Genomic DNA, 22,768 nt, shown 5'->3' on the forward strand with positions numbered 1-22,768 from the left:
CCGCCGCGCCGCGAGCCGCACCGCTGGCTCGCCGAAGGCCGACGTCGCCGCGGAGCCCACGCCGGAGTCCGAGGCACCCGCCTCCGCTGTGAAGAGCGATCTGACCCCCAAGCGCCGCAAGGCCAACACCAAGCCGGAGGGCGCCGCACCCACGCGCCGCCGCCGCGTCGCCACCGTCGAGCCGACCGAGCCGGAGGCCGCCGCACGGGCTGCTGCCGAGCCGGTCACCGACGAGACGAAGCCGACCCGCCGCCGCGCCACCCGCAAGACGGCCGCTCCCGCTGAGGCCGCGGTCGAGCAGGCCACGCCCGAGCAGCCCGACGCTGCCTCAGAGGCGCCCAGGACCCGCCGCCGCGCGACCCGCCCTGCCGCTGCGGCCCAGCACGTCGAGGCCCCCGCCCAGGTGGCCGAGACCAGCATCGCCACGCCCGCTGAGGCGCCGCCCGCGCAGGCTGAGGAGGCTCCGGTCGAGGAGCAGAAGCCCGCCCGTCGCCGTCGCGCGACCCGCCCTGCCGCTGCCGCTGAGCACGTCGAGGCCCCCGCCCATGTCGTCGAGACCAGCATCGCGACGCCTGCCGAGGCGGAGGCCGCGCAGGCTGAGGAGGCCCCGGTCGAGGAGCAGAAGCCCGCCCGTCGCCGTCGCGCCACCCGCGCCGCGGCAGCGCCTGTCCACGTGGAGGCGCCCGCCTCCGCTCCGGTCGAGGAGACCGAGGCCGTCGCCGTCGTGGAGGATGCCCCCGTCGAGGAGACCCCCGTCGTCGAGCCTCCTGCGCCGACGCGACGCCGTCGTGCGAGCCGCCCTGCGGCCGCTCCCGAGGTCGTCGAGGCCCCCGCTGCGGAGGCAGTCGAGGCAGCCTCCGATGAGCTGGAGGTCGAGTCGGTCGCTGCCGTCGAGGCAGAGGCGGAGCCAGACCGCGAGGAGGCCCCGGCCCGCAACCGCCGTCGTCGCGCGAGCCGCTCCGCCGCGGCACCCGAGACCAAGCAGGCCGACGAGGACGACGATCCGATCGGCGCCGCGCTGAAGGCCGCCGAGGACCTCGCAGAGGCCCGCCGCTCGGTGCTTGCCGACCCGTTCATGACCCCAGAGGCCCGTGCGGCCGAGCTCGCGGCGCTTGCCGGGGCCATCGCCGCCGACTCCGACGAGGACGACGACGAGGACGAGGAGTCCGAGCAGGACGAGTCGGCCACCGAGGAGACTTCGGACGAGGACGACGAGTCGACCGACGAGGATTCCTCCGACGACGATCGCCCGGCCCGCCGTCGTCGCCGCAGGGGAGGCCGTCGCCGTCGCCGCAACGGTTCCCGTGACGACGACGACACCAACGGATCCGATGACGACTCGTCCGACGACTCCGACGGGACCTCCGAGGGCGACGAGTCGAGCGAGGACAGCGACAACGGTGAGTCCTCCGACCAGTCCGAGGAAGGCGGCTCGACCACGCGCCGCCGCCGCCGTCGCCGCCGTCGTGGGGACTCCGACAAGGAAGGCTCCATCGACGACGAGGTGACCGGCATCGAGGGCTCTACCCGGATGGAGGCCAAGCGCCAGCGTCGCAAGGAGTCCCGCGCAGCGGGTCGCCGTCGCGCTCCGATCCTCAGCGAGGCCGAGTTCCTCGCCCGCAGGGAGTCGGTCGACCGTAAGCTCGTGATCCGCCAGTCCGAGAACTACACGCAGCTCGCCGTGATCGAGGACGACATCCTCGTCGAGCACTACGTCGACAAGGCTTCGGCGGCCTCGCTGATCGGCAACATCTACGTCGGCAGGGTGCAGAACGTGCTGCCGAGCATGGAGGCCGCCTTCATCGACATCGGCCGCGGCCGCAACGCCGTGCTGTACGCGGGCGAGGTCGACTGGGCTGCGTTCGGCGTGACCGGTGAGAACCGCAAGGTCGAAAACGTCCTCAAGTCCGGCCAGAGCGTGCTCGTCCAGGTGACGAAGGACCCGGTCGGCGCGAAGGGCGCCCGCCTGACCTCGCACATCTCGCTTCCCGGCCGCTACATCGTCTACTCGCCGGGTGGCCACCTCAGCGGCATCTCCCGCAAGCTGCCCGACAGCGAGCGCCAGCGTCTGCGCAAGGTGCTCGGCAACCTGATCTCCGACGAGGAGTCGGTGATCGTGCGCACCGCCGCAGAGGGCGTCAGCGAGGAGGAACTGGTCCGCGACGTCAACCGACTCAAGGCCCAGTGGGAGATCATCGAGAAGAAGTCGAAGACCGGCGGCGCACCGCAGGCCCTCTACGCGGAGCCCGACCTGACCCTGCGCATCGTCCGTGACCTCTTCACCGAGGACTTCGGACGCCTCATCGTCCAGGGCAACGGCGAGCAGGACGACTCCTACGACGCCATCTCCGCCTACGTCGGCCACGTCGCCCCGCACCTCCTCGAGCGGGTCGAGCGGTTCCAGCCCGGTGACGACGGCAGGGACGTGTTCGCGAAGTTCCGCATCGACGAGCAGATCGCCAAGGCGCTCGACCGCAAGGTCTACCTGCCCTCCGGTGGATCGCTCGTGATCGACCGGACCGAGGCCATGACCGTCATCGACGTCAACACCGGCCGGTTCACCGGCTCGGCTGGCAACCTCGAGGCCACCGTCACCAGCAACAACCTGGAGGCGGCCGAGGAGATCGTGCGCCAGCTGCGGCTCCGCGACCTCGGCGGCATCATCGTGATCGACTTCATCGACATGGTGCTTCCCTCGAACCGCGACCTGCTGCTGCGCCGTCTCGTCGAGTGCCTCGGCCGCGACCGGACCCGCCACCAGGTTGCCGAGGTCACCAGCCTCGGCCTCGTCCAGCTGACCCGCAAGCGGATCGGCACGGGGCTGCTGGAGGCCTTCACCGAGCAGTGCGACCACTGCCACGGTGCCGGTTACCTGCGATTCGACGAGCCCGTCGAATCGCAGGCCCCCGCAGACGGTGGGGAGCGCAAGTCGGGCTCCCGTCGTCGACGCAAGTGATCGGTTTGATCTCAGCGCCCCCGCGGGTTAACATTGTGCGGTTGCCTTCTCTTGAGGGCACCCCTCGAACAGAAACTCCAGGCCTCGGCCTGGGCTCGAACTACAAGGAGATTCCAGTGGCTGCGAAGTGTGATGTCTGCGCCAAGGTACCTGGGTTCGGTCACAACGTGCCGTGGTCGAAGAAGAAGACCAACCGTCGCTGGAACCCGAACATTCAGCGCGTCCGCGCCACCATCAACGGTGCTGCGCAGCGCGTCAACGTGTGCACGTCCTGCCTGAAGGCAGGGAAGGTCTCGCGCTGATCTAGGCGCCCGAAACCGGCGGTCCGCTTCTGCGGGCCGCCGGTTTCCTTTTGTCCCTGGTCCCTCTGCTGCGCAGGGTTGGCTGCCGGTTGCCCGGGCCGGGCGCCCGTGCGGCGTGGCGGCCCGCTGGGGAGGTCGGACCGGCCCTGGTGGGTGGTCGGGTCTGCACAACTGCACAGAGGGGCGACGGGGGGCTTCTGGGCGACTTTGTTGCGGCCGTCTGTTGCGCTGTTGGCGTGGCCGGGTTCTCTGCGGCGGTACCGATTTCATCGCCGGGGTGCCGTCGGCCCGGCCCGGTCGTCCGTCCCGGCCCTCCCTTGGTGTCGCGGTGAGGCGGTGTGGGGGTTGTGGGCGCGAGAGTGGGAGGTCCCGGCCCAGCGCCCACTGGTATCGCCCTGCTGGGGAGGGTTCGTCTCGGGCGGGCCGGCCCTGGTGGGTGTTGCGGCCGTCTGTTGCGCTGCCGGCCCTCCTGACGCGCGCCTGCCCCTACGTCGCGTGCGGCCGAGACGCTTCGTCCACAGGTCGCCGCCGGCCGCGAGCGACTGTCGGCTCCGATCGGTAAGGTTGCCCCCATGGCGACCTGGCGCACCCCCATCTACCGCGAGCTGTCGCGCCGACTGGCGGACGTCGTCGGTGGGAAGACCGCGGGAGAGTTCGCCAAGCTGGGGATCAACACCGTCGACGACCTCGTCCGGCACGTGCCGCGCCGCTACATCGCGGGCACCGAGATGACCTCCTTCGCGCAACTCCAGGTGGGCGAGGACGTCGCCGTCATCGCGCAGGTCGTGCGCTCAGAGATCAAGCACAGCCGAGGCACGGGGCGTGTCCAGGCGACTCTCACCGACGGGAGCGACTACCTCTCGCTGTCGTTCTTCTCCAAACGCAACCACGTGCTCGAATACTGGGCCAAGCAGCTCGCGCCGGGCTCCCGCGGCATCTTCGTGGGCAAGGTCGGCGTCTTCAACGGCCAGCTGCAGCTCACCCATCCCGACTATGTGATCCTCGACGGTGCCCGCGTGACCGGCGGGAAGAACGCGTCGGCGCGCGAGGCGATGGAGCGGCAGGTGCAGCGCGCCACCCTCGTCGGGCTCTACCCGGCCTCCTCGAAGCTGCCCACCTGGGTGATCGCCGAGTCCATCGAGATGGTGCTGCCGACCCTGCGCGGCGACACGCTGCCGGACTGGATCGTCGAGCGGGCGGGCGTGCTGCCCTTCGAGCCCGCGCTCACGGCCGTCCACGAGCCCACCTCGGTCGACCAGGCAAGGATCGGCGTCGACCGGCTCCGCTTCGACGAGGCCTTCGGCATCCAGCTCGCCATGGCCACCCGGCGCAGGGAACTTGCCAGCCAGAAGGCGACCCCCAGGCCGCGCCGATCCGGTGGCATCCTCGAGGCCTTCGACGAGCGGCTCCCGTTCACCCTGACCGCAGGACAGCAGGAGGTGGGGGAGACCATCTTCGCCGAACTCGCCGGCTCCTCGCCCATGAACCGGCTGCTGCAGGGAGAGGTGGGCTCCGGCAAGACCATCGTGGCGCTGCGCGCGATGCTCGATGTCGTCGACGCCGGTGGCCAGGCGGTGCTCCTCGCGCCCACCGAGGTGCTTGCCAAGCAGCACTACAACACCATCACCCGGATGCTCGGCGACCTCGGCGAGGGACGACAGCTCGGCGCCCACCCCGACGCGACCGGCGTCGTCCTGTTGACCGGGAGCCGCGCCACGGCCGCCAAGCGCGAAGCCCTCAACGACATCGTCACGGGTGACGCGGGGATCGTGATCGGCACCCACGCACTGCTCAGCGACCCCGTCACCTTCTTCGACCTCGGCCTGGTCGTGATCGACGAGCAGCATCGCTTCGGCGTCGAACAGCGTGCGGCGCTCTCCGCGAAGGCCGAGAACAAGCCCCACACGCTCGTAATGACGGCCACCCCCATCCCGCGCTCGATCGCCATGACCGTCTTCGGCGATCTTGAGGTCAGCGAGCTCAGGGAACGCCCGGCTGGTCGTCAGGCGGTGCAGACGGTCTTCGTCAACACCGTCGCGCACCCCACGTGGGTCGACCGGGCCTGGCAGCGCATCCGCGAGGAGGTCGCCGACGGGAGGCAGGCCTTCGTCGTGTGCCCCGCGATCTCAGCCTCCCAGGTCGAGGCAGGCATCGAGACCGACGGCGAACGCCAACTCGCTGCCGTCGAGGACCTCGCGCCGCAGCTGGCCTCCGGTGCGCTGAAGGGGCTGCGGATCGGCATCGTCCACGGCAAGCAGAACGTCGCCGAACGCGACGAGACCATGGCCGCCTTCGCGGCTGGGAAGCTGGACGTGCTGGTCGCGACGACCGTGATCGAGGTCGGCGTCGACGTGCCCAACGCCTCCGTCATGGTGGTGATGGACGCCGACCGCTTCGGCCTCAGCCAGCTGCACCAGCTGCGCGGACGCATCGGCCGCGGCGGCCACGCGGGGTTGTGCCTGCTGCTCGCCCCGGTGACCGAGAACCTCGACGCCGAGACCCGGCTGAGCGCCATGGCCTCCACCGACGACGGCTTCGAACTGGCAGAGCTCGACCTCACCATCCGCAGGGAGGGCGACGTGCTCGGTGCGAACCAGTCAGGGCGCGGCACCCTCAAGCTGCTGCGCGCCCTCACCGACGCAGACGTGATCAGGCAGGCGAAGGTGCTGGCCGACGAGGTGCTCGACGACGCCCGCGCCGCCGACGATCCGCTGCTCGCCGACCTGATGACGAAGGCCGAGGATCTCGCCGCGGGCGAATGGATGGAGAAGTCGTGAGCCGGATCATCGCCGGGCGTGCGAAGGGCCGCAGGTTAGGCACTCCGAAGGGGGCCAACACCCGGCCGACGACCGACCGCACGCGCGAGGCTCTGTTCTCGGCGCTGGTCAGCTGGTTCAACACCGTCGACGCCGAGGCCGCGGAGCAACTCGCGGGGGTCTCGGTGCTCGACCTCTACGCAGGGTCCGGAGCCGTGGGTCTCGAGGCCGCGAGCAGGGGAGCCGGGCCGGTCGTCCTCGTCGAGGCCGATCGGCCGACCGCACGGCTCATCGAGTCAAACGCCCGCGAACTCGGCCTCCAGGCAGACGTCAGGTCCGCGAAGGCCGAGACCTTCGCCGCCGCCCCGGGCCGACGCTTCGACCTGGTCTTCCTCGACCCGCCCTACGACGTGCCGACGGACACCGTCGAGTCCCTGCTCGCTGGCATCGCCGAGCACGCGGTGGCGGACCGGGGACTGGTCGTCGTGGAGCGTTCGGCGCGGTACCGGGCACCCGCGTGGCCGTCGTCCTTCACCGACACCTGGGAGAAGAACTACGGGGAGACGACGCTGTACTACGGCTCGGTCGACTGAGCTCACACCCGCGTGGGGGTCAGGTGACCAGACCCCGGTGCTCTGCCCAGAGTTGGGCGGCCCGGTCGGCCGAACGCGCCACCAGTTCACGCAGTTCGGGGCGCTCCGGCACAGGGAAGGACACGTAGCCTCCCCGGCCGCCTGCGACGGGACGGCCGTAGGCCTTCGCGGCCAGGGTGCCGTCCGGAAGCAGCCGGACGGTGATCGACTGCAGTTCGTACTCGACCTCGCGTCGGGTGTCCCTCCAGCGCAGGGCCTCCGGGACGGCCACGTTGATCGCGAGGGCACTCACCTCGGAACCGGACAGCTTCGTCATGTGCCCATGCTGCCATGCGGCCAACAGGCAGGGCAGTGCCGCTGCGGCGTGACGGCCGGGGACGGTACTGTCGCTCCAACACCCTCCAAGGAGCAACAGTGAAGGTCCTCTGCCCCGGATCGTTCGACCCGATCACCGTCGGACACCTCGATGTCGTGCGGCGTGCCCACGCCCTGTTCGGCGAGGTGGTGGTCGCGATCGGCAACAACTCCACCAAGAGCTACCTGTTCGACTTCGACGAGCGCGTCGAGCTGGTCAAGGGGGCCACGTCCGATCTGGACGGGATCACCGTCGAGGCGATGGACGGACTGCTCGTCGACTTCTGCAGGCAGCGCGGAATCCCCGCCGTGGTCAAGGGGCTGCGCTTCGGGGCCGACTTCGACTTCGAACTGCAGATGGCGCACATGAACCAGGAGATGGGCGACATCGAGACCGTCCTGCTCCCAGCGGCCCGCGAGCACGTGACGCTGTCCTCGACGATCATCCGGCAGGTCGTCCGGCTCGGCGGGGACGTGTCGCGCTACGTCCCGCCGAACGTGCAGGAGGCCCTCGCGGCCAGATTCCCGAGGGGGTGAGCGTGTCCTTCGTCCTGATTCTCGGGGTGTGCCTCCTGCTGGTGTGGCTGTCGCTCGCCGTCAGGCAGTCGAGACGCGAGATCGACCACTATCAGCACTTCGAGCAGGTGGACTTCCCGGAGGTCGACGGCGAACTGCCCGACGATCCGGGCTTCCCGCTCCATCAGCAGGTCACGCAGCGGCACACTGCGCAGAGATACCTGCCCCCACGACAGCCCGCCCCGCTGTACCCGTCGAAGCAGCGCTCCGCAGAGAGGGTGGAGGCGGTCAAGCAGCGGCTCGGCGACCTTCGAACCGACCTCGTCTGGGTGATCGAGCACCCGTCCCTCTTCGACGGGAACACCGCCGAGTCCGGGCTCTTCTTCGAGAAACTCGGCACCTGGGACGACGAGCACCGCTACCTCTCCGACCGCGAGGCACACGACCTCGCGGGCTCTGTGGAGGACGCCTTCACCCAGGCGCGCAGGGCGGCCGAACGGGTCGGTCTCGACTTCTACGACGAGCCCGGGCGTGAAGAGGCCGAGGTCGCGGTCAAGCTCGTGACGAAGGCCCGCTCCACCACCGGCGAGGAGGCGAGGCTGCTGATGGACAAGGTCGCCGAGATCCTCGCCCGGCTGCTGCCCTTCGACGTCCCCGAGGCGATCTCCGCGGCGACCGGCAGCACACAGCCTCCCTCTCAGGCCCCGTAGCCGCCAGGCACTCGGTGCTCGGCGTCGATCTCACGCGGGGCGCGACCGGGCAGCAGCGCGATCTTCTGCCAGATCTCGCGTCCCATGCCCGTGGTCAGGTCCTCGATGCTGTCGACCGTCTGCAGCACCGTGTTGTCCTGGGTGTGCTCCGCGAACAGCGCGGCGGTCTTGCTGACGAGCGACAACAGTTCGGAGCAGTAGTCGAGGTAGTTGCTCAGCTCGGCTGCGGTCATGCCGAGCTCGACCGTCTGGGGTGTCTTGCGGAAGTCCGCCCTCAGTCGGTCCGGGTCCTTTGTCAGCTGATGCATGTCGATGACGTGGGCGAGCGAGCGGAGCCGGTGCAGCGAGGCCAGGTCGTGCGACCGCTCCCATCGCAGGGGGAGCTGCCACAGGAAGAACACCGCGATGCTGACGAAGACGATGTCGTTGATCACCGACTCGACGATCTGCACCCACTCCCACACGCTCTCGGGCTGGCGGTCGTCGGCGGCCTGCCCGATCAGCACGGCGAGCGCGATGAAGAGCACCGCAATCAACAGGAACACCACGACCCGCGACGCGATCCGCGCCCAGCCGTACCAGCGCGCCTGGGGACGTAGCAGCAGCTCGTCGATAGCCCCGGAAAGCGAGGCGGAGACCTCGCCGAGGTTCCGCTCCGGAAAGCGCGCCCTGATCCGGCCGGTCAGTCGGTCGACGGTGGCCTTGACGGCCCGGGCATCCAGACGCTGGTAGTCGGACGGTTGCGAGGACATGGCGGCAACCCTATCCGCCGTCTCGCGCAACGGCTCGGAGGACGTGGTACCTCACTGTCAAGTCCCCGCGAAATGGTAGGCCTTACCTCAGATATTTTTCCCCGCGAAAACAAGGGTTAGCTGGCCCGGGTTTTGAGGCCGGCGGGGTCGGGTGCCTTCCATGCGATGTGTTGTTCGAGACGGGCTGTCTTTCGGCCTGCGAGTCGGGTGAGCTCCTGTTGGATCTCGGTGATGCGTCGTTGCATTGCGACGGGTTTGAGGGTGGCCTTGTAGGCGGCTAGTTCTGTTTCCTGGGCGGGGTTGAGGACCCCGGCGGCCAGGAGCCTCTGGTAGGGGGAGCGTGGCTTGTCGTAGAGGCGTTTGCGGCGCCCTACGGTGTCGGTGGCCCAGCCTTCGGGTTTCTTCGTGGGGGTGAAGAAGTTGAGCCGGTCGTTGACCAGCGGCCATAGCTGGTTGAGTAACGCGAGTTCGGTGGCGGTGTCGTAGCGGTGGTAGAAGCCGTAGCGGCGCACGAGGTGGTTGTTCTTCGATTCGATGGTGGCTTGATCGTTTTTCTTGTAAGGCCGCGACCGGGTGAAGAACACCTCTCGTTGGCCGGCCCAGCCGATCAGGTCGTGGTTGATGAACTCCGAGCCGTTGTCACAATCGATCCCGGTGACCGCGAACGGGACCTGGGCGATGAAGTGGTCGAACGCGGTCCGGATGTGGAGGTGGGCGTTGTTGCGGATGGAGTAGGTGAAGCTCCAGCCGGTGTGCATGTCGGTGAAGTTCACGCTGCGGGCGAACTCGCCCTTCAGCGTGGGGCCGCAGTGGGCCACGGTGTCGACTTCGAAGAACCCGGGTTCGGCTTCGACCTCGTCACCGGCTTTACGCACGGTGATCGAGTTTCGTAGCAGGCTGCCGGGCTTGGTGGCGGTCTTTCCTCGGATCGGGTCCTTCGCCCGCGCCGGTGCGAGGTACCGGTCGATCGTGGCCGCCGACATCGATTCCAGCTCGGCCCTGACCTCGGCGCTGTAACGGTCCTGGCTAGGCACCAGTTCGCCTTCGGCTTCCATCGCATCGATCAGATCGCTCATGGATGCGGCGAGGTACTGCCCGCAGCTGCCCCCCGAGGCCGCCCATACCCGCTGCAGGATCAGCCTGGCGTCGTAGGAGTACTTACACGCCTTGGTCTTGCGCCGATCGATCACCGCGACCGTCGCGGTGGCCCGTCCCGGGGCCTGTTTCAACCGGGCCACCAACTGCTGGCGGGCATGGTCACGGTTCCAGCCGGTGATCTCGACCACGTGGTCGAGGATCTGGGACTTGCCCTTCTTCGGGGCCGCGGCATAGGCCTTGGCGTACTTCTTCGTGATCTCGACTCGGGCTGCCATCGACAGCTTCTCTCCAACCTCCACACCCCATCGTGGCCGGTCACTGTTTCCCGGGGAAAAGTATGTGAGGTACGGCCCCTTCGTTCGCGGGGACTATGTATGAGTGTCGTCGAGGATTTGGACCGGCGCGTACAGCGCGGTAAAGTTGGCGGTCGGTCATGACGAGATTCATGGACGGTCTACGAAGGAGATCCGACGTGTCACCCGTGCATCCCCACCCAGATCGCCGCTCGCCCCTCGTTCTCGAGGTGCACGAGCTCGGTCGCAGGGCTGGTGCGATGAAGCGGATCGAGACGACGGTACCTGCACCGGCCGACCTTGGCATCGAAGTGATCGGAGTACCGCAGGATTCCGACGTGGAGTTTGATCTCACGCTCCAGTCAGTCTCCGAAGGTGTCCTGGTCTCGGGAACGGCAACCGTGGAACTGCACGGCCAGTGTGCCCGATGCCTGACAGACATCGAAGACGAACAGAGCTTCGATGTGCAGGAACTCTTCTTCTATCCCGGTAGGGAGATGGAGGAGGACGAGAGCCTCGTCGTCGACGAGACGATCGACCTCGAGGAGACTCTGCGCGACGCCGTGGTGCTCGAGTTGCCGTTCACGCCTCTGTGCAGGGAAGATTGTCTGGGTCTGTGCCCCGACTGTGGTTTCAACCGGAACCTCGACCCTGACCATGGGCACGGTGAGAAGATCGACCCTCGCTGGGAGAAGCTCACCGAACTGACCGGGGACAACCCCAACTGACTTTGAGTCGCAAGACATAAGGAGAAGATCGTGGCCGTTCCGAAGCGGAAGATGTCGCGCAGCAACACCCGTTCGCGTCGTTCGCAGTGGAAGACGTCCGTCGTCCCCACCGTGACCTGCGCCAACCCCGCCTGCCGTGAGCAGCACCTCTCGCACACCGCGTGCCCGAGCTGCGGCCAGTACGGCCCCCGCGGTGAGCGCCGTCAGGTCCTCGAGGCCTGAGCCTCAAGCCATTACCCCGCGGGAGACGCGGGTGAGCAGGCTCCAAGACCGGCTTCAGGAGCTGGGCGTCGTGGTCGACGCCCAGCTCTTTGAGTTGTCCTTCACCCACCGCAGCTACGCCTACGAGCACGGTGGTATCCAGTCGAACGAACGCCTGGAGTTCCTCGGTGACGCGGTCCTCCAGATCGTCGTCACCGAACACATCTACCGCAGCTACCCCCTCCTCAGCGAGGGGCAGTTGGCGAAGCTTCGCGCCAGCGTGGTCAGTGCGGTCGCCCTCGCCGAAGTCGCGCGCAGCCTCGATCTCGCCGAACATCTCCTGCTAGGCAAGGGCGAGATCTCGACCCGCGGAACCGAGAAGACCTCCATCCTGGCCGACACGATGGAGGCGGTCATCGGGGCGATCCACCTCTCCGCTGGGCCGGAGGCGTCCGCCCTCTTCGTGCACCGCACCTTCGACGAGCTGATCGCCGCCTCGGAGGCGACGGGCGACTACGCCGACCACAAGACCGTCCTGCAGGAGGTCTGCGCCCAACGAGGCTGGGGCCTCCCGCGCTACGAGGTGAGCGGAACCGGGCCCGACCACCAGCGGGTCTTCACCGCGACGGTCCTGGTCAACGGCGAGCCGATGGGGGAGGGAACCGCCCCGAGCAAGAAGCGGGCCGAACAGATCGCCGCCCGATTGGCGGTGCAGGAGCTGGCCCGTGCCTGAGCTCCCTGAGGTCGAAGTGGTCCGACGCGGGCTCGCCAGCCATGCCGCGGGCCGCAGCATCGACAAGGTCACCGTCCTGCACCCACGGCCCGTGCGCACCCATCCCATCGGGCCCGAGGCGTTCGCGGTCGAACTCACCGGTCGTCGCATAGATGACATCCGCCGGCGCGGCAAGTTCACGTGGCTCGCCCTGGGCGATGACGCCCTCGTGGTGCATCTTGGCATGAGCGGGCAGTTCCGGATCAACCGTCCGGGCGACGAGTTGCCGCGCAACACCCGCGTGCTCTTCGACCTCGACGACGGCTTCCAGCTCCGCTTCGTCGACCAACGCATGTTCGGCGGGCTCGATCTGCGCGCGGGAGCCGCCGACGACCCCGTCCCGCACATCGCGCTCGACCCCTTCGACCCCGCGTTCGACGTGCGTGCGGTCGCCGCGCGGCTCCGCACCCGACGCACAGGGGTCAAGCGCGCGCTGCTGGACCAGTCGCTGATCAGCGGCATCGGCAACATCTATGCCGACGAGGCGCTCTGGCGCGCCCGCATCCACTACGACCTTCCGGCCACCGACCTCGGCCCTCGCAAGGCCGTCGAACTCCTCGACGCCTCCCGGACGGTGATGGACGAGGCGCTCCGGCAGGGCGGAACGTCCTTCGACTCCCTGTATGTGAACGTCAACGGTGAGTCGGGCTACTTCTCAAGGGGTCTCGAGGCCTATGGTCGCGAGGGAGAACCCTGCAGAAGATGTGGAACTGCCATCGTCAGACGCAGTTTCATGAACCGCAGCTCATACTTGTGCCCGAGGTGTCAACGGGCCCCGAAGGGACGCCCGTGATCAAGGACCTCACCGCGAAGTACGCAAACAGCTTCCGACAGCTGATCAAGTTCGGCCTGGTCGGAGGCTCCGGCGTCCTGGTCAACATGGCCGTCGCGGTCGTGATGAACAAGCTCAACGGCGGCACCGTCAACAGCCGCGACGTGATCTTCCCCCTCCTCGGAGCCTGGAACTTCCGGTTCACCCACCTCGTGTGGATCGTCGGCTTCATCGTCGCGTGCGTGTGGAACTTCCAGCTGAACCGGTGGTGGACCTTCAAGTCCCACAAGCACGCCGGGTGGTTCAAGGAGTTCTGGCCGTTCCTGGCCGTCGGTTCCGTGGCGGCGCTCGTCGGCCTGGTGCTCAAGATGGCGATGACCAACCCCACCAGCCCGTTCTTCCTGCCGGAACCGTACTTCCACGAGGACCGGGGACTGCAGTCCCGGGAATACTGGTCGCAGCTGATCGCCATCATCATCACCATGCCGATCAACTTCATCGTGAACAAGCTCTGGACCTTCCGGGCGGTCCGGGCAGGCAATCTCGCGCACCACGATGCGCCAGAGGTCGAGGCCGCCGAATAGGCCATGTACCTCAAGAAGCTCACCCTGCGCGGGTTCAAGTCCTTCGCGTCAGCGACGACGCTGCTGTTTGAACCCGGGATCACGTGTGTGGTCGGCCCCAACGGGTCCGGCAAGTCCAACGTGGTCGACGCCCTGAGTTGGGTGATGGGTGAGCAGGGAGCGAAGACGCTGCGCGGCGGCAAGATGGAAGACGTCATCTTCGCCGGCACCACCAAGCGGGCCCCGCTCGGCCGGGCAGAGGTCGAGCTCACCATCGACAACTCCGACGGTGCGCTGCCCATCGAGTACTCCGAGGTGACGATCACCAGGACGATGTTCCGCAGCGGCGGCTCCGAGTACGCCATCAACGGCGCCTCTGCCCGCCTGCTCGACGTGCAGGAACTGCTCAGCGACTCCGGCATCGGCCGTGAGATGCACGTGATCGTCGGGCAGGGCCAGCTCGACGCCATCCTCCAGGCCACGCCCGAGTCGCGCCGCGGCTTCATCGAGGAGGCGGCCGGCGTCCTGAAGCACCGCAAGCGCAAGGAGAAGGCGCTGCGCAAGCTCGAGGCGACGAAGGCGAATCTCGAGCGCCTCCAGGATCTGGTCGGGGAGCTGCAGCGCCAACTCAAGCCCCTGGGAAGGCAGGCCCAGGCGGCGAGGAAGGCCGCCGTCATCCAGGCGGAGCTGCGCGACTCCAAGGCGAGGCTGCTCGCCGACGAGCTCTCAACCGAACAGGCGAAACTCGCGGCCGAACTCGCGGACGAGGCCGCAGCAGAGCAGGCCAAGGCGCGGGCCGAACAGGCGGTCACCGAGGCGCAGGAGGCCGAGGAGGCGGCCGAGCGGCGGCTGAAGTCGGCCGCTGCAGACTTCGACGCCGCCCAGGAACAGTGGTACCACCTCGCCAGCCTCAGGGAGCGGGTCACCACCACGGTCTCCATCTCCGCCGAGCGGATGCGCGCCGGGGAGAACCAGCCGAGCCTCGACGTCGGCGGCCGCGACCCAGAGGCGCTCGAGCGGGAGGCGGCGGACGTGCGTGCCCGCGAACAGGCCCTGCGAGCCGACGCCGACGAGGCGAGTGCCGCCCTCACCGACGCTACGCTGCGGCGCAACGCGGCCGAGCAGGAGCACGCCGCCGCCGAGCAGGCCTATGGCGCCGCCCTGCGCGCCATCGCCGACCGCCGGGAGGGGGTGGCGAGGCTCGGCGGGCGGGTCAACTCCATCCGGTCGCGCCTCGAGGCCTCCGACGAGGAGATCGCACGGCTCAACGCACGCAGGCAGGAGGCGCTCGCGCGGGCCGAGGAGGCCGCCGGGAGGTACCACGCCACCGAGTCCTCTCTTGCAGGACTCGGCGACTCCGAGTCCGACCTCGACGCCACCTACGAGCGTGCCGCACAGGCCGTCGCCGCCGCAGAGGAGAGGGCGGCCGACCTCGCGACGAGGGAGACGGAGACCGCGAGGTCGCGGGCCGCGCTGGAGGCCCGCGTCGAGGCGCTGCACCTGCTCACCCAGCGACGCGACGGCTCCGCCGATCTGCTCGAGGCAGGGCGCGACGATGTCGTCGGCCGCCTCAGCGAGCTGATCACCGCCCGGCCAGGTCACGAGGCCGCGGTGTCGGCGGCGCTGCGTGGGATGGCGGAGGCCGTCGTCGTCACCGGCCTCGACGGCGCCCTCGCGGCCTCCCGGTTCCTTGACGAGGAAGACCTGGGGCGCGCACCCCTGATCCTGACCGGCGCGGCCAGGACGGGCGAACGTCCAGGCGTCGGAACCCCGGTGCGCGACCTGGTCAGCGGGCCGGAGAGCCTCGACGGTGCACTCGACCGACTGCTCGCGGACGTGGTCCGGGTCGCCGACGCGGACGAGGCCGCCGCCCTCGTCGCCGCGCATCCGGACCTGGTCGCCGTCACCGCCGGAGGCGACCTCTACTCCAGTTGGCTGATCGAGTCCGGCTCCGCTGCGGGCCCCTCGCTGCTCGAGGTCCAGGCCCAACTCGCCGATGCGAGGGACGCGCTCACCCAGGTGCTCCACACGAGCGAACAGCTGCGCTTCGAGGCCCAGGGCGTCGCGGCCGAACTCGAGAAGGCGCGGCGCGACGAGGCGGAGGCACTCGCCCTCCTGCACGACTCCGACGCCCAACTCGCAGCAGTCGCCGACCAGCTCAACTCGTTCCGGCAGGGTCAGGCCAGCGCCTCCCGCGAGGCGGAGCGGCTCGCCGAGGCGGTCGACGCAGCGCAGGCCGCGCGCAGCCGCGACGAGGAGCAACTCGCCGAGCTCACCCAGCGACTCGAGGCCGCCTCCGCCGAGGACGACCTGGCCGAGCCCGACCCGCAGGAGCGCGATGCGCTCGCAGCGGAGGCACGCAGGGCGCGGCAGGCCGAGATGGATGCACGGCTGGCCCTGCGCAGCGTCGAGGAACAGCTCAAGGCCATCGGGGGACGCGCCGACTCGCTACAGCGGGCCGCCCAGCATGAGCGCCAGTCGCGCGAGAAGGCCAGGCAACGTGCCGAGCAGCTGCGTCGCGAGGCCGAGGTGGCCCGGGTCGTCCACGAGGCGGCCCTCCTGCTCGCCGACCGGGTCGAGACCACGAGGCAGCGCGCCGCCGCGCAGCGCGACGCGGCTGAACAGGCCAGGCGGCAGGCCGAGTCGGGCACCACGCAGGCCAGGCATGCGTCGAAGGCGGCAAGCTCACGGTTGGACGAGATCGTCCGAGGCGCCCACAAGGACGAGATGGTGCGGATCGAGCACCGGATGCGGATCGAACAGCTGGTCGACCGATCTCTCAGCGAGCTCGGCCTCGAACCCGACCGGTTGATCGCCGAGTACGGTCCAGACCAGCCAGTGCCTGTCATCACCCGACCGGACGGGACGGCGCTCACCGATGAGGACGAGCAGCCCGAGCCGGTCCCGTTCGACCGCGACAAGCAGACGGCCCGCCTGCGTGCCGCGGAACGCAATCTCGCGGTGCTTGGGCGGGTCAACCCGCTCGCGCTCGAGGAGTTCGACGCCATGACGGCGCGGCACCAGTTCCTGGCCGAACAGCTCGAGGACCTGCGCCAGACCCGCACCGATCTGCTCGGCATCGTCGATGAGATCGACAAGCGCGTGCAGGAGGTGTTCGAGGCGGCCTACCTGGACGTCGAGAAGAGCTTCGAATCCGTGTTCACCCGGCTGTTTCCAGGAGGTGAGGGCAAGCTGATCCTCACCGAACCGGGCAACTGGCTCACCACCGGCGTCGACGTCGAGGCCCGCCCCGCAGGCAAGCAGGTCAAGCGGCTCTCGCTGCTCTCCGGCGGGGAGCGTTCGCTGGTGGCTGTCGCGTTCCTCGTCTCGCTCTTCATCGCCCGCCCGAGCCCGTTCTACATCCTCGACGAGGTGGAGGCGGCCCTCGACGACGCCAACCTCGGCCGACTGCTCGGCATCTACGAGGAACTGCGCGCGAACTCGCAGCTGCTGATCATCACGCACCAGAAGCGGACGATGGAGATCGCCGACTCGCTCTACGGCGTCACCATGCGCGGAGACGGCATCTCGACGGTCGTGTCCCAACGCCTCGCCGAGGCCTGACGCGCCGGGCGACGCTCACCGGGGGAGCCAGTTGCCGGTGGCACACTGGAATCACTTACCCCGGAAAGGACCCGAGATGCCGCTCGCCGCAGCCACGCTGATCGCCCTGTTCGTCGTCCTGGCCCTCGCGGCCGGTGTCTTCCTCATCGTTGCCGTCTCCTCCGGTCACCTCTCCGTGCGTCACCGCAGGATCGAGCGGATCGCCCGGCAGGCCGATCTGCACCTCAACGCGAAGGGACAGGTGCCGCAGTTCCTGCGCCGCCTCGACGAGCGCTGAGCAGCCGCCCTGCGCCGGGCGGTGGCAGGGCCAGGGGCACTGTCAACGGCCCTCGCCGCTAGGATGTCGGCGTGTGGATTTTCTGGACAGTAATCGCGATCGTCGGCATCGCCATCGTCGTGGCCGGCGCCATCGTCTACCTCGACGGCCGCAAGCAGCGTGAGCTCGAGCAGGCCGAGAAGGCGGAACTCGAGTCGAAGGTCGGCGGCGACGAGGTCGTCGTGGCGCCGAGTCCGACCGAGACCGTCGAACCAGAGGTCGTCGAGGTCCTCGAACCGCAGGAGCCCGGCTCCACGGTCCTCGTCGAGCCGGTCGTCGAGCCGGAGCCTGCCGTCGTCGAGCCCGAGGTCGAGCGCCCCGAGGCGCCGCTCAGCCGTTGGGCCCGGCTGCGTCGCCGCCTGTCCACCAGCAACAACGCCCTCGCCCGCGCGCTGGCCGACCTGCTGTCGGTCGACAAGATCGACGCCGACGTCTGGGACGACTTCGAGACCACGCTGATCACCTCTGACCTCGGCGTCGGACCGGCCACCGAGCTGACCGAGGCGCTGCGCAAGCGGCTCGCCGTCGACGGCGTCGCCGACCCGGTCAAGGCCAAGGAGATCCTCACCGAGGAACTGCTCAGGCTCGTCGACCCGAGCCTCGACCGGTCGCTCAACCTGACTCCCGCGAACGACGGTGATCCTGCCGTGGTGCTGGTCGTCGGCGTCAACGGCACCGGAAAGACCACCACCGTCGGCAAGCTCGCCCGCGTGCTCGTGGCCGAGGACAAGTCGGTCGTGCTCGGCGCGGCCGACACCTTCCGTGCCGCCGCAGCAGAACAGCTCGCGACGTGGGGCGAACGGGTCGGGGTCGAGACCGTCCGCTCCGACGTCGACGGGGCAGACCCCGCCTCGGTCGCCTTCGACGCCGTCGCCAAGGGCGTCGAGGACGGCGTCGACGTGGTCATCGTCGACACCGCGGGTCGCCTCCACACCAAGACCGGGCTGATGGACGAGCTCGGAAAGGTCAAGCGCGTCATTGAGAAGAAGGCGCCCGTCAACGAGGTCCTCCTCGTGCTCGACGCGACCACCGGCCAGAACGGCATGACCCAGGCCCGCATCTTCGCAGAGGTCGTCGACGTGACCGGCATCGTCCTGACAAAGCTCGACGGCTCCGCGAAGGGTGGCATCGTCGTCCAGGTCCAGCGCGAGCTCGGCGTCCCCGTGAAGCTCGTCGGCCTCGGTGAGGGCGTCGACGACCTCGCCCCGTTCGACCCGGAGGGCTTCGTTCAGGGCATCCTCGGAGACTGACGCCCGACACAGAGTTCAGACGCAGAGTTCAGGGGAGGCAGAGACCGTGGGACTCGATGTCAGACCATCAATGGTGCACGCGGAGGCGGACCATGTCGCCGCCGCGGGCGTCGCGCTCGCCCGACTCGCGGGCGATCTCGGCGCGCTGACGGGCGAGGGCGAGTTCGAGACCGACGCCATGCTCGGGCGGGTCACCGCACATCTGGCCGAACAGTGGCGGACCCTCTCCAGCAACGCGTCGACGCTCGCTGAGGCGATGCACGACTCGGCGACCTCCGTCGAGAAGCCCGAGGCGACCAACACCGAACTGGCGCGTGAGTTCTTCCGCCGCGCGGGCGGTGAGTGACGCGTGGGCATCAGCGTCCCCGGGCTGCTCAACTTCAGGGGAGACCGTTGGCAGGTGGCCGCCGACCTGTTGCGCTCATCGGCGCGCGGATCGACGGCGCAGGCGGACTCCCTCCGTGCGGCCGCGGACGCGATGTCGAAGGCATGGAGCGACGAGATCGGTGCCATGATCGCCGAGCGCTGCCGTCAGCAGGCCGACGTCGTCGAGCAGCAGGCAACGACCCTCCCACCCCTGGCAGACGCCCTCGACGCCGGGGCCGCGCAGATGCAGGACCTCTCGACCGAGATGCTGAAACTGGTCGAGCGCGCGGCCGCCGCAGACGTCGTGGTGACCGACGACGGCGGAGCGCGGCCCGCCTTCGACCTCGGCCTGCTTGACCCGCGCGAGGCGGCCAGGCGGATCGCCATCGCCAACGCCGTGCGCGCCGTGGCCACCTCGATCCTGCACCGCGCCGACCTCGTCGACCGCCGCCTCGCCACCGTGCTTGCACTGGCCCTCGGCCTGATGGCGCCGCCGTTCGACATGGGCCCCCTCGACCTCTCCGACGAGGCCCTGGCCCGGGCCGCCGATCTGACCACCCAGGGCTCGACCGGCTACTGCGCCTGGGTCTCGCCCCTGATGTCGCTCGCCCGCTCGAACCCCGACTTCATCCGCAGGCGCATGGTGTGGGACGAGGACTCGCAGACCTACACCGTCACTCTCTATGACAGGGACACCGGAGCCCCGATCCAGGTGAGCGTCGATCCGAGGCAGCTGCCCGAGTTCCCGTCAAACGGCATGACGCAGGAGCCCGACTTCGTCAGCATCTACACCCAGGCGATGCGGCAGACCTACCCCGACATCGACAGCAGCAACTTCCAGCTGACAGGCAAGATCGTGCTCGGCAAGACCTACGACGAGCAGACCTCGCGCGAGGTGCCCTTCGACGAGATCCGCGACACCCTCGACACCGAGCCTCCGGGCTCCGCGATGGTCGCGACGACGGGGGCGCCCGAGCAGCAGCCCGACGACGTGCCCGCGCACAAGAAGCTGTACGGCGGCCACGCCTACTCCGTCGTCGGGTTCACCCCCGACGGGCAGATCATTCTGCGCAACCCCCATGGCCCCGGCTCCGACTCACACACCGTGACGTTGACCGAGGACGAGTACCGACGCTGGATCAACGGCGTCATGACCTGGCCGGCGCAGTGAGGGGGGTGTGTGAGATGAACGACGAACTGCTCCGGCGCCACTCCGCGCACTATGGCCCGATGCTCGACGCGATCCAGGAGATCCTCGAGACGGCCACCGGACCGCTCGTGTGGCGCGACCGGGACGACGCACGCCTCCTCGACGATCGCTCCCTGATGCAGGTGCTCGACCCCGTCGTGAGGGTCGGCCCCGTCTTCGGCTGCGGCGTCGCCACGGCGGCGATCGACCAGGTGGGGCTGGTCGAGGCCCTTGACCGGCTGGTCACCGGGCACGGCTTCCGCCCGCTCGGAGCCCTCGCGGCCGAGCCGTGGGGTCTGCTCCACTGCAACGCGAACGACGGCTACGAATCGACCCTGCACGTCGAACTGTTCGGCTACGCGAAGGCCTGGGTGGACGTCAAGGTCCGCTGAGGCTCAGGCAACGGAGGCGAGTGCGAGCGGAAGCACCGACGGCGCCCCTGCCAGGCGAAGCAGACGCCCGGCGACGGTCATCGTCCAGCGCGAGTCGATCAGGTCGTCGACCAGCAGCACCGGGCCGCCAAGCGAACGCAGCCTGCCCGCCATCTCCGGCGGCACGGAGAACCGACGCCACAGGTCACGCACCCTGAAGGCGCTGTTGGCCGCAGGAACCGACCGTTCGTCTTCGAGCCTCAGCGGTCCGAGCGCCACCAGGCCACCGGCGCGGGCGATCCCTGAGCCGAGTGACTCGACCAACCTCGGCCGACGAACGCTCGGCAGCCAGGCGACGGCCACCGGACGCTCCGACCAGTCCCACTCCTTCAGGACCCTGAGGCAGGCCGAGGCGAGGGCGGGCGGCAGCTCACGGTCCACAGGGGCACCCTCCCGGTCGGGTGCGAACAGCTCGCGAAGGCTCGTCCCGTAGCCCAGATCGGTGAGCCGGGCGATCACCCGTCCCTCCTCGACCTGCTGCTCGGCAGGCAGCTTTCCCTTGACGGGGGAGCCGTCGTCGGTGACCCCCAGCGTGTCGAGTCCCTGCGGCCACATCGCCCTCGGCGCGATCTCCACACCGACCTTCCCCAGGCTGGCGCGGGCCCCGCGCTCCGAGTCGATCGAGACCTCCGTCGGGAACCAGGCACCCGCGCACACGTCGCAGCGTCCGCAGGGGGCGCTTGCGGGATCGTCGAGCGAGCGGGTCAGGTACTCCATCCGGCATCCGGTCGTGGACTGGTACTCGAGCATCGAGTGCTGTTCCGCGACCCGCGCCTCCGCGATCCGGTCGTAGCGCCCCTTGTCGAACTCCCAGGCGCGGCCGGTGGCCGTCCAGCCGCCCTGGCCGTACTCGACCACCCCGTCGACCGCCAGCACCTTCAGCAGCAGCTCCAGCTGACCGCGGCGCAGGTCGACCCGAGACTCGAGCGCACCGACCGACAGCGGCCGCCCTTCCTGGCGCAACGCCTCAAGGACGCCGTCGGCGCGCCTCCTCGTCGGCATCGCGTTGGTGGCGAAGTAGTGCCAGATGTCGCGGTCCTCGAGGCCCGGCAGCAGCAGCACGTCGGCGTTGTCCGTGGCACGCCCGGCGCGTCCGACCTGCTGGTAGTACGCCACGGGGGAGCTGGGGGAGCCGAGGTGGACCACGAAGCCGAGGTCAGGTTTGTCGAAGCCCATGCCGAGCGCTGAGGTGGCGATCAGCGCCTTCACCCGGTTTGCCTTGAGCGCCTCCTCGGCGGCCAGCCGCTCCGCCTGATCGGTGCGGCCGGTGTAGGCGAGCACCTCGTGACCCGCCTTTCTGAGCATCGCAGCCGTCTCCTCCGCCGACGAGACGGTCAGGCAGTAGACGATGCCGCTGCCGGGAAGCTCCTCGAGATGCTGTGTGAGCCAGGCAAGCCTGCGCCAGGACGTGCCGAGTTCCAGCACCCCCAGCCGCAGCGACTGCCGCGCGAGCGGGCCGCGCAGCGTGAACACCTCGTGCCCGCCTGCCGCCATCTGCTCGGCCACGTCGTGCACCACGCGCTCGTTGGCGGTCGCGGTCGTGGCGAGCACCGGCACGTCCGAGGGGAGCTCGGCGATCAGGGTGCGGATGCGACGGTAGTCGGGCCGGAAGTCGTGGCCCCAGTCGCTGATGCAGTGCGCCTCGTCGATCACCAGCAGCCCCGCAGTGCCGATCAGGCGAGGCAACTGCTCGGCCCGGAAGCGGGGATTGACCAGCCGCTCGGGCGAGACGAGCAGCACGTCGAGCGCGCCCTCGTCCAGCAGGCGTTCGATCTCGTTCCACTCGGTGACGTTGGCCGAGTTGATGGCCGCGGCGCGGACCCCCGCCCGCTCGGCGGCCGCCACCTGGTCGCGCATCAGGGCGAGCAGCGGAGAGACGATCAGCGCGGGTCCGGCTCCCGCGCGCCGCTGGAGGAGGGCGGCGATGAAGTACACGGCCGACTTGCCCCAGCCGGTGCGCTGCACCACGAGGGCTCGCCGGTGGTGCGCCACGAGAGCCTCGATAGCCTCGAACTGACCCTCGTGGAACTGCGCATCCGGGCGTCCGGTGAGCGCGCGCAGGATGGTGAGCGCCTCCTCCCGGAGGCCCTCGGCGCCCCGGCGGACCTCGTCACGCTCCGGTACCGCTACCGGCTCCGGTCGTCGGGGTGGCGCGGCGACGGCGTCGGCGAGGTCGGCGGGCGGCTCGCTCCAGGGGTCGGGAGGCAGCTCATCGAACTCGGGCGGCGGTTCCTGGTCCCACTGGTCGCTCATGGGTATCAGCTTTCCACGTCGGGCTGACAACGT

Annotated in this window: 21 protein-coding genes; 17 read left to right on the forward strand and 4 right to left on the reverse strand. The window is 69.3% G+C overall.

All coding sequences use genetic code 11. The features are described 5' to 3' along the window. Nucleotides 1-562: 562 nt before the first annotated feature. The 4 genes from BW733_RS14145 (at nucleotide 563) to rsmD (ending at nucleotide 6,607) form a co-directional block, all read left to right on the forward strand. Nucleotides 563-2,956: an Rne/Rng family ribonuclease gene (locus BW733_RS14145; protein WP_237268418.1), complete on the forward strand. Its 2,394-nt coding sequence runs from the start codon at nucleotides 563-565 to the stop codon at nucleotides 2,954-2,956. A gap of 116 nt (nucleotides 2,957-3,072) precedes the next feature. Next, complete coding sequence (rpmB, locus tag BW733_RS14150) at nucleotides 3,073-3,258, forward strand: 50S ribosomal protein L28 (protein WP_077351470.1); 186 nt, start codon at nucleotides 3,073-3,075, stop codon at nucleotides 3,256-3,258. A 572-nt stretch (nucleotides 3,259-3,830) separates the two neighbouring features. Next, on the forward strand, nucleotides 3,831-6,035 hold the full coding sequence (locus BW733_RS14155) for an ATP-dependent DNA helicase RecG (protein WP_077351472.1): 2,205 nt from the start codon (nucleotides 3,831-3,833) through the stop codon (nucleotides 6,033-6,035). Then, nucleotides 6,032-6,607 carry a 16S rRNA (guanine(966)-N(2))-methyltransferase RsmD gene (rsmD, locus tag BW733_RS14160; protein ID WP_077351473.1) on the forward strand — a complete coding sequence of 192 codons (576 nt, stop codon included), beginning with the start codon at nucleotides 6,032-6,034 and terminating at the stop codon, nucleotides 6,605-6,607. The genes BW733_RS14155 and rsmD overlap by 4 nt, the downstream gene beginning before the upstream one ends. Before the next feature lie 19 nt (nucleotides 6,608-6,626). Here the strand turns inward: rsmD and BW733_RS14165 are convergent, their stop codons facing one another. Further along, the gene (locus BW733_RS14165; protein WP_077351474.1) at nucleotides 6,627-6,923 is read right to left on the reverse strand and encodes a hypothetical protein; all 297 of its coding nucleotides are present in this window, start codon (nucleotides 6,921-6,923) and stop codon (nucleotides 6,627-6,629) included. Nucleotides 6,924-7,021: 98 nt separating this feature from the next. Between BW733_RS14165 and coaD the strand changes: the two genes are divergently transcribed. Together coaD and BW733_RS14175 are read left to right on the forward strand one after the other, a co-directional pair. Next, nucleotides 7,022-7,498 carry a pantetheine-phosphate adenylyltransferase gene (gene coaD, locus BW733_RS14170; protein WP_077351476.1) on the forward strand — a complete coding sequence of 159 codons (477 nt, stop codon included), beginning with the start codon at nucleotides 7,022-7,024 and terminating at the stop codon, nucleotides 7,496-7,498. Nucleotides 7,499-7,500: 2 nt separating this feature from the next. After that, on the forward strand, nucleotides 7,501-8,187 hold the full coding sequence (locus BW733_RS14175; RefSeq protein ID WP_077351478.1) for a hypothetical protein: 687 nt from the start codon (nucleotides 7,501-7,503) through the stop codon (nucleotides 8,185-8,187). On the opposite strand, the gene BW733_RS14180 is transcribed toward BW733_RS14175, so the two are convergent. Both BW733_RS14180 and BW733_RS14185 read right to left on the reverse strand, forming a co-directional pair. After that, nucleotides 8,175-8,939, reverse strand: coding sequence for a hypothetical protein (locus BW733_RS14180; RefSeq protein ID WP_077351480.1), 765 nt, complete (start codon nucleotides 8,937-8,939; stop codon nucleotides 8,175-8,177). The genes BW733_RS14175 and BW733_RS14180 overlap by 13 nt on opposite strands. Nucleotides 8,940-9,055: 116 nt before the next feature. After that, a complete protein-coding gene (locus BW733_RS14185) occupies nucleotides 9,056-10,312 on the reverse strand; it encodes an integrase catalytic domain-containing protein (protein ID WP_152024495.1) in 1,257 nt (418 codons plus the stop codon). Nucleotides 10,313-10,509: 197 nt separating this feature from the next. On the opposite strand from BW733_RS14185, the gene BW733_RS14195 reads away from it, so the two are divergent. The 11 genes from BW733_RS14195 to BW733_RS14245 all read left to right on the forward strand — a co-directional run bounded on the left by BW733_RS14195 (nucleotide 10,510) and on the right by BW733_RS14245 (nucleotide 20,443). Continuing rightward, nucleotides 10,510-11,058 (forward strand): YceD family protein, encoded by a 549-nt coding sequence (locus BW733_RS14195; RefSeq protein WP_077351482.1) that lies wholly within the window; start codon nucleotides 10,510-10,512, stop codon nucleotides 11,056-11,058. A gap of 30 nt (nucleotides 11,059-11,088) precedes the next feature. After that, the gene (gene rpmF / locus BW733_RS14200) at nucleotides 11,089-11,280 is read left to right on the forward strand and encodes a 50S ribosomal protein L32 (RefSeq protein ID WP_077351484.1); all 192 of its coding nucleotides are present in this window, start codon (nucleotides 11,089-11,091) and stop codon (nucleotides 11,278-11,280) included. Continuing rightward, nucleotides 11,195-11,992: a ribonuclease III gene (rnc, locus tag BW733_RS14205; protein ID WP_418361323.1), complete on the forward strand. Its 798-nt coding sequence runs from the start codon at nucleotides 11,195-11,197 to the stop codon at nucleotides 11,990-11,992. Before rpmF ends, rnc begins: the two co-directional genes overlap by 86 nt. Further along, nucleotides 11,985-12,824: a bifunctional DNA-formamidopyrimidine glycosylase/DNA-(apurinic or apyrimidinic site) lyase gene (gene mutM, locus BW733_RS14210; protein ID WP_077351488.1), complete on the forward strand. Its 840-nt coding sequence runs from the start codon at nucleotides 11,985-11,987 to the stop codon at nucleotides 12,822-12,824. Before rnc ends, mutM begins: the two co-directional genes overlap by 8 nt. An 86-nt stretch (nucleotides 12,825-12,910) precedes the next feature. Beyond that, nucleotides 12,911-13,387 (forward strand): GtrA family protein, encoded by a 477-nt coding sequence (locus BW733_RS14215; RefSeq protein ID WP_335755101.1) that lies wholly within the window; start codon nucleotides 12,911-12,913, stop codon nucleotides 13,385-13,387. Between the two features lie 3 nt (nucleotides 13,388-13,390). Continuing rightward, the gene (smc, locus tag BW733_RS14220; RefSeq protein ID WP_077351490.1) at nucleotides 13,391-16,930 is read left to right on the forward strand and encodes a chromosome segregation protein SMC; all 3,540 of its coding nucleotides are present in this window, start codon (nucleotides 13,391-13,393) and stop codon (nucleotides 16,928-16,930) included. Nucleotides 16,931-17,006: 76 nt separating this feature from the next. Then, nucleotides 17,007-17,207, forward strand: coding sequence for a hypothetical protein (locus tag BW733_RS14225; protein ID WP_077351492.1), 201 nt, complete (start codon nucleotides 17,007-17,009; stop codon nucleotides 17,205-17,207). A 71-nt stretch (nucleotides 17,208-17,278) separates the two neighbouring features. Continuing rightward, complete coding sequence (gene ftsY, locus BW733_RS14230; RefSeq protein WP_237268212.1) at nucleotides 17,279-18,496, forward strand: signal recognition particle-docking protein FtsY; 1,218 nt, start codon at nucleotides 17,279-17,281, stop codon at nucleotides 18,494-18,496. A gap of 46 nt (nucleotides 18,497-18,542) precedes the next feature. Beyond that, a complete protein-coding gene (locus BW733_RS14235) occupies nucleotides 18,543-18,842 on the forward strand; it encodes a hypothetical protein (RefSeq protein ID WP_152024726.1) in 300 nt (99 codons plus the stop codon). Between the two features lie 3 nt (nucleotides 18,843-18,845). Further along, nucleotides 18,846-20,033 (forward strand): hypothetical protein, encoded by a 1,188-nt coding sequence (locus tag BW733_RS14240; RefSeq protein WP_077351496.1) that lies wholly within the window; start codon nucleotides 18,846-18,848, stop codon nucleotides 20,031-20,033. Nucleotides 20,034-20,047: 14 nt separating this feature from the next. Further along, nucleotides 20,048-20,443, forward strand: coding sequence for a hypothetical protein (locus BW733_RS14245; RefSeq protein ID WP_077351498.1), 396 nt, complete (start codon nucleotides 20,048-20,050; stop codon nucleotides 20,441-20,443). A gap of 3 nt (nucleotides 20,444-20,446) precedes the next feature. On the opposite strand, the gene BW733_RS14250 is transcribed toward BW733_RS14245, so the two are convergent. Continuing rightward, nucleotides 20,447-22,735, reverse strand: coding sequence for a RecQ family ATP-dependent DNA helicase (locus tag BW733_RS14250; RefSeq protein WP_077351500.1), 2,289 nt, complete (start codon nucleotides 22,733-22,735; stop codon nucleotides 20,447-20,449). Nucleotides 22,736-22,768: the final 33 nt, after the last annotated feature.

It is taken from the genome of Tessaracoccus flavescens (genome assembly GCF_001998865.1).
GTDB classification, from domain to species: Bacteria; Actinomycetota; Actinomycetes; order Propionibacteriales; family Propionibacteriaceae; genus Arachnia; species Arachnia flavescens.